The organism is uncultured Jannaschia sp. (assembly GCF_947494025.1).
GTDB lineage: Bacteria > Pseudomonadota > Alphaproteobacteria > Rhodobacterales > Rhodobacteraceae > Jannaschia.
In genome coordinates this window covers 40987-50999 of sequence record NZ_CANLTQ010000021.1, presented here as the reverse complement: position 1 = coordinate 50999, position 10013 = coordinate 40987, and the positions used below count along the sequence as shown (strand labels likewise).

10 protein-coding genes are annotated in these 10013 nt (G+C 66.5%); 3 read left to right on the top strand and 7 right to left on the bottom strand.

Features of this window, described 5'->3' with window-relative positions:
- Positions 1–91 precede the first annotated feature (91 nt).
- From Q1B08_RS16635 to ahcY, 5 genes are all read right to left on the bottom strand, one after another.
- Complete coding sequence (locus tag Q1B08_RS16635; protein WP_299821401.1) at positions 92–706, bottom strand: protein-methionine-sulfoxide reductase heme-binding subunit MsrQ; 615 nt, start codon at positions 704–706, stop codon at positions 92–94.
- A 4-nt stretch (positions 707–710) separates the two neighbouring features.
- A complete protein-coding gene (msrP, locus tag Q1B08_RS16630; RefSeq protein WP_299821399.1) occupies positions 711–1607 on the bottom strand; it encodes a protein-methionine-sulfoxide reductase catalytic subunit MsrP in 897 nt (298 codons plus the stop codon).
- Between the two features lie 266 nt (positions 1608–1873).
- On the bottom strand, positions 1874–4489 hold the full coding sequence (gene clpB, locus Q1B08_RS16625; protein WP_299821397.1) for an ATP-dependent chaperone ClpB: 2616 nt from the start codon (positions 4487–4489) through the stop codon (positions 1874–1876).
- 163 nt (positions 4490–4652) lie between these two features.
- Positions 4653–4994 (bottom strand): DUF2853 family protein, encoded by a 342-nt coding sequence (locus Q1B08_RS16620; RefSeq protein WP_299821395.1) that lies wholly within the window; start codon positions 4992–4994, stop codon positions 4653–4655.
- 87 nt (positions 4995–5081) lie between these two features.
- Positions 5082–6479: an adenosylhomocysteinase gene (gene ahcY / locus Q1B08_RS16615; protein WP_299821393.1), complete on the bottom strand. Its 1398-nt coding sequence runs from the start codon at positions 6477–6479 to the stop codon at positions 5082–5084.
- Between the two features lie 127 nt (positions 6480–6606).
- On the opposite strand from ahcY, the gene Q1B08_RS16610 reads away from it, so the two are divergent.
- Together Q1B08_RS16610 and Q1B08_RS16605 are read left to right on the top strand one after the other, a co-directional pair.
- The gene (locus Q1B08_RS16610) at positions 6607–7203 is read left to right on the top strand and encodes an HD domain-containing protein (protein WP_299821391.1); all 597 of its coding nucleotides are present in this window, start codon (positions 6607–6609) and stop codon (positions 7201–7203) included.
- 6 nt (positions 7204–7209) lie between these two features.
- Positions 7210–7647 (top strand): GNAT family N-acetyltransferase, encoded by a 438-nt coding sequence (locus Q1B08_RS16605; RefSeq protein ID WP_299821389.1) that lies wholly within the window; start codon positions 7210–7212, stop codon positions 7645–7647.
- A gap of 2 nt (positions 7648–7649) precedes the next feature.
- Here Q1B08_RS16605 and Q1B08_RS16600 read toward each other — a convergent pair whose 3' ends face one another.
- Complete coding sequence (locus tag Q1B08_RS16600; protein WP_299821387.1) at positions 7650–7982, bottom strand: hypothetical protein; 333 nt, start codon at positions 7980–7982, stop codon at positions 7650–7652.
- Positions 7979–8530 (bottom strand): ActR/PrrA/RegA family redox response regulator transcription factor, encoded by a 552-nt coding sequence (locus tag Q1B08_RS16595; RefSeq protein WP_299821386.1) that lies wholly within the window; start codon positions 8528–8530, stop codon positions 7979–7981. The genes Q1B08_RS16600 and Q1B08_RS16595 overlap by 4 nt, the downstream gene beginning before the upstream one ends.
- 79 nt (positions 8531–8609) lie before the next feature.
- Between Q1B08_RS16595 and regB the strand changes: the two genes are divergently transcribed.
- Positions 8610–9974 carry a sensor histidine kinase RegB gene (gene regB, locus Q1B08_RS16590; RefSeq protein WP_299821383.1) on the top strand — a complete coding sequence of 455 codons (1365 nt, stop codon included), beginning with the start codon at positions 8610–8612 and terminating at the stop codon, positions 9972–9974.
- Positions 9975–10013: the final 39 nt, after the last annotated feature.

The following is a 10013-nucleotide window of genomic DNA, read 5'->3' as shown; positions in this document are numbered from 1 at the left end:
CCACAGACCGAACCTCCCGCGCAAGTTTGTACCGGAACAGGACGCGCGATCGTGGCAAACATTTCGTGGAACCGACGAACGCCTGATCAGGCTACCAGGCGCGAAGCCAGAACGCCCTGATTCCCACGAGCAAGATCGCCGCGCCGAGGTAGATGAGCGGCTCGGTCGCCCATACCTTCTCCTGCATGATGTAATGCACTCCCCCGAGGATGGTCGCGATGTAGACCGACCTGTGCAGCCGCACCCAATTCTTCGCCCCCATGCGGCGGACCGCGCCCGACCATGACGTCACCGCCAGCGGAACGAGCAACAGGAAAGCCAGCAGCCCGATGATGAGATAGCGTCGCTTCGAAAGCTCCTCCGCAATCAGTTCCAGCCTCAACTGCTGATCCAGAAGCAACCAGACCAGCAGATGCAGCACGAGATATCCGAACGACAGCAATCCAAGAGCCCGCCGGAACTTCAGCAGGTTGATCCTGGCAAACCGGAGAATCGGAGTGATCGTCAGGGATCCGAGAAGGAACTGGAACGCCAGCATACCGAACTCGTGCTCGAGCGTTTCGACCGGGTCGATCCCGAGCTGTCCCGCCATGCCCCTTTGCAGGAGCAGCAGGCCCGGGATGCAACCGAGCGCATAGACGATCCAGGAAGGAACCCGCCGCGCCAACCCCGAAATGCGGGGACCGTATGCGGTAATCGCGTTCAAAGCGTCAGAAGTTCTCCCGGAGGTCCAAGCCCTCGTAAAGCGAAGCGACCTCGTCCGCATAGCCGTTGAACGGGAGAGTATCGACGCGGCCACCGAAGAATCCCGCGCCGATCACGCGTTCCGTCGCCTGCGACCATCGCGGGTGATCGACCTCCGGATTCACGTTGGCATAGAACCCGTATTCGCTCGGCGCCGATTTCTGCCACGTGTTGACCGGCTGTTCCGCGACGAGGCTGATCCGCACAATCGACTTGATGCTCTTGAAGCCGTATTTCCACGGCACCACCAGACGCATGGGCGCGCCATTCTGGTTCGGGATCTGCCGCCCGTAGATCCCGGTCGCCATGATCGTGAGGGGATGCATGGCTTCGTCCAATCGCAGCCCTTCGGTATAGGGCCAGTCGAGGACCGGGAACTGCACGCCTTCCATGACGTCGGGCAGCACGGCCGTCTCGAAAGCGATGTATTTCGCGTCCGGCCGAACGCCGACCTTCGCAAGTAGCCTGTTCAACTCGAATCCGTTCCACGGAATGACCATCGACCAGCCTTCGACGCAGCGGAACCGGTAGATCCGCTCCTCCGACGGGATGTCGCCGATCAGCTCCTCGAGCGCATAATCGCCCGGATTATCGACCAGGCCGTCCACGGTCACGCGCCAGGGATCGACGGACATGTCGCCGGCATTTTGCGCCGGATCCTCCTTGTCGAGGCCGAACTCGTAGAAGTTGTTGTAATTGGTGATCTGCTCCCAGCTGTTCGGCTCCAGCGCCTCCTGTGCGGCGGCCTGAAACCCGAGCCCCCCGGCGATCGATCCCGCGCCGAGCGCAGCGATCAGCTTCCTGCGGTTCAGCCAGACACCTTCCGGTGTTACGTCGGCACGGGTCAGGTCGGGCTTGAACATCTCGGTTCCTCGTCTGGTTCATCGGATTGAGGCGCGCCCCGTTCCGCTTCAGCTCGGTCACGAAACAGACGCGCATCACCCGGCGTCCGGTTCCACTCCATACGGCGCCACTCAACCTTCCGCGTTCGTCACCGCCTACGCCACCAGCACCGTGCCCGGCCTCCTCCCGCATCGCAAGCGTCCCTCACCGGAACGTCAATGGCGACGAATTCGTCCCTAGCGAAAAGGGGCGGCCGGCCGGCCGCCCCCCGCAAGGCGAGACGTGATCAGTGCACCACGGCATGCTCCGGTGGCCGTCGCTCGGACGTGGCTACCCGGTCCCCGATCACGAGACCGTCCGTTCCGGCGGTCACCGGCAGGACGCTGTCATCCCCGATCTCGCCGGCCAGCAGCATCTCCGCCAGCGGGTTCTGAAGCGCGCGCTGTATCACGCGCTTGAGCGGACGGGCGCCGAAGACCGGGTCGTAGCCTTCCTCCGCCAGCCACCTCCGCGCCCCCTCGTCGAGCTCCAGCCGGATTTTCCGTCCGACCAGACGATTGGCCAACCGCGCGATCTGGATGTCGACGATCCCGTCCATATCGCGGCGGGCGAGCCGGTCGAAGATGATCGTCTCATCCAACCGGTTCAGGAATTCCGGCCGGAAATGCGCCCGGACCGCGTCCATGACGTCGCGCTTGGCCGCGCTCGCATCCGCCCCGTGCGGCAGTTGGCTCAACGCCTGCGCGCCGAGGTTCGACGTGAGGATGATGAGCGTCTGCTTGAAATCGACCCGGCGCCCCTGCCCGTCGGTGAGGACACCGTCGTCCAGAACCTGGAGTAGCACGTTGAACACGTCCGGATGCGCCTTCTCGACCTCGTCGAACAGCACGACCTGATAAGGCCTGCGCCGAACCGCCTCGGTCAGGACGCCCCCCTCGTCGTAGCCGACATAACCCGGGGGCGCGCCGATCAGGCGAGCCACGGAATGCTTTTCCATGAACTCGCTCATGTCGATCCGCACCATCGCCCCGTCGTCGTCGAACAGGAACTCCGCCAGCGTTTTGGTCAGCTCCGTCTTGCCGACGCCAGTCGGGCCGAGGAACAGGAAGCTTCCGAGCGGCCGCGCCTCGTCGTTCAAGCCGGCCCGGGCCCGGCGGACGGCGTTCGACACGGCCGTGACGGCCTGTCGCTGACCGACGACGCGGCGGCCGAGCTCCTCCTCCATGCGCAGGAGTTTCTCACGCTCGCCCTCGAGCATCCGGGCAACCGGGATGCCGGTCCAGCGTTCGACGACACTGGCGATCTGCTCGGGCCGAACGGCTTCCTCGACCATGACGTCGCCGTCCTCGGCTTCGGCTTCCGCGAGCTGCGCCTCGAGGCCCGGGATGGTGCCGTATTGAAGCTCGCCCGCGCGGGCGAAGTTGCCGTCGCGCTTGGCCTGGTCGAGCTCGATTCGGAGCGCGTCCAGACGCTCCTTCAGGCTCCGCGCGCTGTCCAGCTTGTCGCGCTCGGCCTGCCAGCGCGCCGTCAGCTCGGCGCTCCGCTGCTGCACCTCGGAGAGCTCCTTCTCCAGCCGCTCCAGCCGGTCCCGCGAAGCCTCGTCGTCCTCGCGACGCAACGCCTCCGCCTCGATCTGCTTCTGCAGGATGTCGCGGTCGAGCGCGTCCAGCTCCTCGGGCTTCGAATCGACCTCCATGCGCAGCCGCGACGCGGCTTCGTCGACGAGGTCGATGGCCTTGTCCGGAAGAAAACGGTCGGTGATGTAACGGTTCGACAGGCTAGCCGCCGCGACAAGGGCGGAATCGCTGATCCGCACGCCGTGATGCAGCTCGTACTTCTCCTTGATGCCCCGCAGGATCGAGATCGTATCCTCGACCGTCGGCTCCGCCACCATCAGCGGCTGGAAGCGCCGGGCGAGGGCCGCGTCCTTCTCGACATACTTGCGGTACTCGTCGAGCGTCGTCGCGCCCACGCAATGCAGTTCGCCGCGCGCCAATGCCGGCTTGATCAGATTCGCCGCGTCCATCGCGCCCTCGGATTTGCCGGCGCCGACGAGCGTGTGCATCTCGTCGATGAACAGGACGATCTCCCCCGCGGCCGCGGTGACCTCGTTCAGGACGGCTTTCAGCCGCTCCTCGAACTCGCCGCGATACTTCGCGCCGGCGATCAATGCGCCCATATCAAGCGCCATCAGCCGCTTGCTACGCAAACTCTCCGGCACGTCGCCATCGACGATCCGAAGAGCGAGGCCTTCCGCGATTGCGGTCTTGCCGGTGCCCGGCTCGCCGATCAGGACGGGGTTGTTCTTGGTGCGCCGCGACAGGATCTGCATGGCGCGTCGGATTTCCTCGTCGCGCCCGATGATCGGGTCGATCTTGCCGTCCCGTGCCGCCTCGGTCAGGTCACGGGCGTATTTCTTGAGCGCTTCGTAGCCTTCCTCCGCATTGGCCGAATCCGCCGTCCGCCCCTTGCGGACCTCGTTGATCGCCGCGTTGAGCGATTGCGCGTTGACCGCGCCCGCGTCGAGCGCGTCCTTGGCCTTGGACTTCACCATCGCGAGCGCCATCAGCACCCGCTCCACCGGCACGAAGCTGTCACCGGCCTTCTTCGCGACCGTCTCGGCCTCGTCCAGCACGCGGGTCATCTCGCGCGACAGGTAGACCTGCCCGGCATCGCCCGACACCTTCGGCAGCTTCGCGACCGCCACGTCGACGGCCTGCTTCACCCGCTCGGGCGCACCGCCGGTGGCCGCGATCAGGTTTGCGGCCATGCCCTCTTCGTCATCCATGATCGCCTTGAGCAGATGCTCCGGAACCAGCTGCTGGTTCCCCTCGCGCGCCGCGATCGTCTGGGCGGCCTGCAAGAAGCCGCGCGCGCGTTCCGTGAATTTTTCCAGGTTCATGTACCCGTCTCCTCTCAAGCGCCCGGCATTCGGACCGCCCGGATCGGCACGGTCCCTCGATGGGCCTACGGATCCGCAGATGGGCGGCCTGTTGCTTATATGCAACCCTTGGGCGGACACGAAAAAGGCGCCCGAAGGCGCCTTTTTCCCCGGTCTGTCCGCGTCATCCGTAGACGCTTTCCTTTCCGAAATGCTTCACAAGGAGATAGTAGAAAACGGCGCGGTACTTCGTCGTGTTCGAACGCCCGTACTTCTCGATCGCCGCATTGATCCCCTCGTCCAGCTTCGGGCCGTCCGACAGGCCCAGCTTGCGGATGAGGAAGTTGTTCTTGACGGCCTCCATCTCCTTCGGCTGGCTCGTCGCGACGGTGGCGCTGTCGCGGCTGTAGATGGAGGGGCCGCACCCGATCGTCACCTTGCGCAGGAGATCCATGTCGGGCTCGTCGCCCAGCTTGCCCCGGATCTCGTGGGCGTAATGCCCGATCAATTCGTCGCGCTTGCTCATCCTCGTCCCTTTTTCCGTTCCGTCGCCGGATACCGGCGCCGAATGTTCACCGGCACGCGTCCGATACAGCGAAAGCCCTCGCGCCGCTCAGTAGCGATAGTGTTCGGGCTTGAACGGGCCGTCCACGGTCACGCCGATATAGTCGGCCTGCTCCTTGCGAAGCTCGGTCAGCTTCACGCCGACCCGTCCGAGATGCAGCCGCGCCACCTTCTCGTCGAGATGCTTGGGCAGGATGTAGACGCCCGGCGCGTAGTCCCCGCCCTTCGTCCAGAGCTCGATCTGCGCCAGGACCTGATTGGTGAAGGACGCGCTCATCACGAAGGACGGATGGCCGGTGGCGTTGCCGAGATTCAGAAGACGCCCCTCGGACAGGAGGATGATACGGTTGCCCGAAGGCATCTCGATCATGTCCACCTGATCCTTGATGTTCGTCCACTTGTGGTTCTTGAGGTTGGCGACCTGGATCTCGTTGTCGAAATGGCCGATGTTCCCGACGATCGCCATGTTCTTCATCTCGCGCATGTGCTCGATGCGGATGACGTCGCGATTGCCGGTCGTGGTGATGAAGATGTCGGCGCTGTCGACCACGTCCTCGAGAACGACGACCTCGAACCCGTCCATCGCCGCCTGCAGCGCGCAGATCGGGTCGACCTCCGTCACCTTCACGCGCGCGCCGGCGCCGCGCAGGGACGCGGCGGAGCCCTTGCCCACGTCGCCGTAGCCGCAAACGACGGCGACCTTGCCCGCCATCATCGTGTCGGTCGCGCGGCGGATGCCATCCACCAGCGATTCCTTGCAGCCGTACTTGTTGTCGAACTTCGACTTGGTGACGCTGTCGTTGACGTTGATCGCCGGAAACGGCAGCAGACCGCGCTTGTGCAGGTCGTAGAGGCGATGGACGCCCGTCGTCGTCTCCTCCGAAACACCACGGATCGCGTCGCGCTGCTTCGTGAACCAGCCGGGCGACGCCTCGAGCCGCCTGCGGATCTGCGCGAAGAGCGCCGTCTCCTCGTCCGAGGTCGGCAGATCGAGGATGTCGGTCTCGCCCGCCTCCGCCCGGGCGCCAAGGAGGATGTACATCGTCGCGTCGCCCCCGTCGTCGAGGATCATGTTCGCGGTGCCGTCCTCGCCGCCGAAGAAGAAGATGCGGTCGGCGTAGTCCCAGTATTCCTCCAGCGTCTCGCCCTTGACCGCAAAGACCGGAGTGCCGCCCTCGGCGATGGCCGCCGCCGCGTGGTCCTGGGTGGAGAAGATGTTGCAGGACGCCCAGCGCACTTCGGCCCCGAGCGCGACCAGCGTCTCGATCAGGACGGCGGTCTGGATCGTCATGTGCAGCGAGCCGGCGATCCGCGCGCCCTTCAAGGGCTGCCTCTCGCCGTATTCCTCACGAAGCGCCATCAGGCCCGGCATCTCCGTTTCGGCGACGTCCAGTTCCTTGCGCCCGTAGGCCGCGAGCGAAATGTCCCTGACGACGTAGTCCTTCATTCCGGCATCTCCTGATCGTGTATCCGGCCGAAGCCCGTTGCGGCGCTCTAGCAGCCGCCACCTGCCCGCACAACGGCGCGGGTCCGTGCGGCTTGCATCGTCGCGCCGGCCCGCTAGGACAACCGGCATGAGGCAGGCGCGCGCATGGCAACGGATGCTTTCGGGCCGCAGGCTGGACCTGCTGGACCCCACCCCGGTGGACATCGAGATCGAGGATATCGCCCACGGCCTCGCCTTCGTGGCACGCTGGAACGGACAGACGCACGGCGACTGGCCCTATTCCGTGGCCGAGCATTCGCTGCTGGTCGAGCATCTGCTGGGTCGTCTCGATCCGGCTGCACCGCCCGCCGCGCGGCTCGCCGCGCTGCTGCACGACGCGCCCGAATACGTGATCGGGGACATGATCTCGCCGGTCAAGGCGGCGGTCGGGCCGTCCTACGGGGAACTGGACGAACGCCTCCAGACGGCGATCAATCTCCGCTTCGGCCTGCGGGCAAAGACGCCGGAGGCGCTGAAGCGGCAGATCAAACGCGCGGACCGTCTTTCCGCCTGGCTGGAGGCGACGCGGATCGCCGGCTTCTCGACGGCGGAGGCGAACCGCTTCTTCGGTCGGCCCGCGGCCGGCCTTCTCGACGGCCTCGACCTGACCCTCCGTCCCCCGGCGACGGTCCGGGCCGCCTTTCTCGCGCGGCACCGCGAGCTGATGTCCGCGCGGGACGTCTGAGCGCGCGTGATCCGCATCGAAACCCGGCCGGCCCGACCCTTCGATGCGGGCGCGATGGCGGCCATCGTGGAACGCCTCGCCCGCCCCGCCCTGTCCGTCGCGCCGTACCTGCGCAACTGGCTCGCGGAGGGGGATCTGTGGTTCTTGGCCGAAATCGGAACCGAGATCGTAGGCTTCCAGTGGGCCGGGCGGGCGGCATCACGACCGGACACCTGCGAGATCGCCACCTTCGTTCCGACCGGACGGAACGATCTGGCGATCGGCTCGTCCCTCTTTCAAGCGACCCTCGAGGCTGCGCGGAACCGGGGGTTCCGCTGGATCGAAGCGCGGCTTCCGGCCGCGAATGGCGGCGCGTTCATCTATTACAGGTCACGAGGGTTCGAGGAACGGCCGGGCCATAGGACGTCCGCGACCGACCAGACGATCCTGTTCTACCGACTGTGACCTCAGCCGCAGCCGCGTCCGGCCGCGCCTTGCGGGCCTTCCCAGCCCACGAAGGTGTCGCCCTCGAATACGAGGCGCAGACCCCCCCGCGTCGCGTAGGCTTCCCGTCCCGAACCGCAGGCCGCCGGCCGCGACTCCCGCCCCTCGACACGCGCGACGCTTTCGAGCACGCCGGACCGGTCCCGCCCGAACCCGATCTCGAGCCCGCCCGATCCGACGACGTCGAGCCCGTTCGGTCCGGGAACGAGCAGGAGCCCGCGCTCGGGCGGATCAGGGGCGAGCGAAGCCTGACACGCGGTCAGCGACAGCGCGAGCGGGACCCAGGTTCCCTTCAACGCGGAGAGCGTTTCGCGAGGATCCGCTGCAACGTGCGCCGATGCATGCTGAGCCGTCGCGCCGTCTCGGACACGTTGCGGTCGCAAAGCTCGAAGACCCGCTGGATGTGCTCCCAGCGGACCCGGTCGGCCGACATCGGATTCTCCGGCGGCGGCGGTAGTCGCTCCTCGCGGTTCAGCAGCGCCGTGGTGATGTCGTTGGCGTCGGCGGGCTTCGACAGGTAGTCGGTCGCCCCGATCTTGACCGCGGCCACCGCGGTCGCGATCGCACCGTAGCCGGTCAGCACCACGATCCGCGCATCCGGGCGCTTCTCGCGCAGGCGTTCCACCACGTCGAGGCCATTGCCGTCCTGCAAACGAAGGTCGATCACCGCATAGGCCGGGGGTCGCGCCGTGGCCTTCGCGATGCCCTCCGCGACCGATTGCGCGCCTTCGACGGCGAACCCGCGCTTCTGCATCGCGCGCTCCAGCCGCCGCAGGAACGCCTCGTCGTCGTCGACGAGGAGAAGGGAAGGATCGGATCCGATTTCGACTTCGTTATCCAACATCCACGCTCTCCGGGTCATGCTTGCCTGGATGAACATAAGTCGCCACCCTGTCCCGTCAAATGCGCGGAGACGCCCCCGAATGCCGACCCAGACGACGCGAACCCTGCTGCCACCCGAGACGTCCGGCCCCCGCGTGCGGATCGTGACCTTGGTGAACCTTCGCTGGCTGGCGCTGCTCGGTCAGGCCGTCGCGGTGATCGTGGTCGGGGTGGCTCTGGCACTGTCGCTGGAGCTCGGCCTGTGCTTGCTGGTGATCGGCGCCGGCATGGTCGCGAACCTTCTCACCATGGTCGCCTATCCGGCCACCGCGCGCCTTACCGAACGCGCGGCGTTCGGGATCATCGCCTTCGATCTCGTCCAGCTCGGCGCGCTCCTGTTCCTCACCGGTGGGCTGCACAATCCGTTCGCACTTCTCATTCTCGCCCCGGTGACGATCTCGGCCACCGCGCTGTCGCTCCGCTCCACCCTGCTCCACGCGGCGCTCGCTGCCGGCCTGGTCAGCCTGCTCGCCCTGCATCACCTGCCGCTCCGCCTCGCGGACGGGACGACGCTCCTTCTGTCCGACCTTCAGATGCTCGGATTCTGGCTCGCCATCCTGTTCGGCATGTTGTTCCTGTCGAGCTTCGCCTTCCGCCTGCGGCGCGAGACGCAGCGCATGTCCGACGCGCTCTTCGCGACGCAGACGGCGCTGGCACGTGAGCAGAAGCTCCACGATCTGGGCGGCGTCGTCGCCGCCACCGCACACGAGCTCGGCACGCCGCTCGCCACGATCAAGCTCGTCTCCTCGGAACTCACTGAGGAATTGCAGGACAATCCCGACCTGCTCGACGACGTGAAGCTGATCGGGGAGCAGGCAGACCGGTGCCGCGACATCCTGCGGTCGATGGGCCGGGCCGGAAAATCGGACCAGCATCTCCGGGCAGCCCCGCTCGAGGCCGTCCTGCGCGAGGCGGCCGAACCGCACGAGGGGCGCGGCACGACGATCCACTACGACCTCGCCTCGCTCGATGGCGGCATCTCCCGGCATCCCTTCGTGCGCCGGTCGCCCGAGATCATCCACGGCCTGCGCAACCTGATCCAGAATGCCGTCGACTTCGCCACGAGCGAGGTCTGGATCGACCTGCGATGGTCCGAAGGCGAGATCGTCGTGCGCATCCTCGATGACGGGCCCGGCTACCCGGCGGATGTGCTCCACCGACTCGGCAGCCCCTTCGTCCGGACGCGGCGGCGTCAGGGCTACGACGGCATGGGACTCGGCCTTTTCATTGCGAAGACGCTCCTCGAGCGGACGGGCGCAAGCATCGATTTCCGCAACGGATCGCAATCCGGCCGACACCGACCGCGCACGCGCGGGGGGGCGATCGCCGAGGTGGCCTGGCCCCGCGCCGCGATCTCGGCACCCGGAACGGGATCGCTCGGCGAAAACGTACCGATCACCCCCTGAGACGACGGAGCCATATGACGACGTTAAGGCCAACTTAAC

What these genes read in the sequence shown, in the direction of transcription:
- msrP (WP_299821399.1), bottom strand. Translation starts at nt 1,607, where the DNA reads ATGTTCAAGCCCGACCTGACCCGTGCCGACGTAACACCGGAAGGTGTC.
- clpB (WP_299821397.1), bottom strand. Translation starts at nt 4,489, where the DNA reads ATGAACCTGGAAAAATTCACGGAACGCGCGCGCGGCTTCTTGCAGGCC.
- Q1B08_RS16620 (WP_299821395.1), bottom strand. Translation starts at nt 4,994, where the DNA reads ATGAGCAAGCGCGACGAATTGATCGGGCATTACGCCCACGAGATCCGG.
- ahcY (WP_299821393.1), bottom strand. Translation starts at nt 6,479, where the DNA reads ATGAAGGACTACGTCGTCAGGGACATTTCGCTCGCGGCCTACGGGCGC.
- Q1B08_RS16610 (WP_299821391.1), top strand. Translation starts at nt 6,607, where the DNA reads ATGAGGCAGGCGCGCGCATGGCAACGGATGCTTTCGGGCCGCAGGCTG.
- Q1B08_RS16595 (WP_299821386.1), bottom strand. Translation starts at nt 8,530, where the DNA reads ATGTTGGATAACGAAGTCGAAATCGGATCCGATCCTTCCCTTCTCCTC.
- regB (WP_299821383.1), top strand. Translation starts at nt 8,610, where the DNA reads ATGCCGACCCAGACGACGCGAACCCTGCTGCCACCCGAGACGTCCGGC.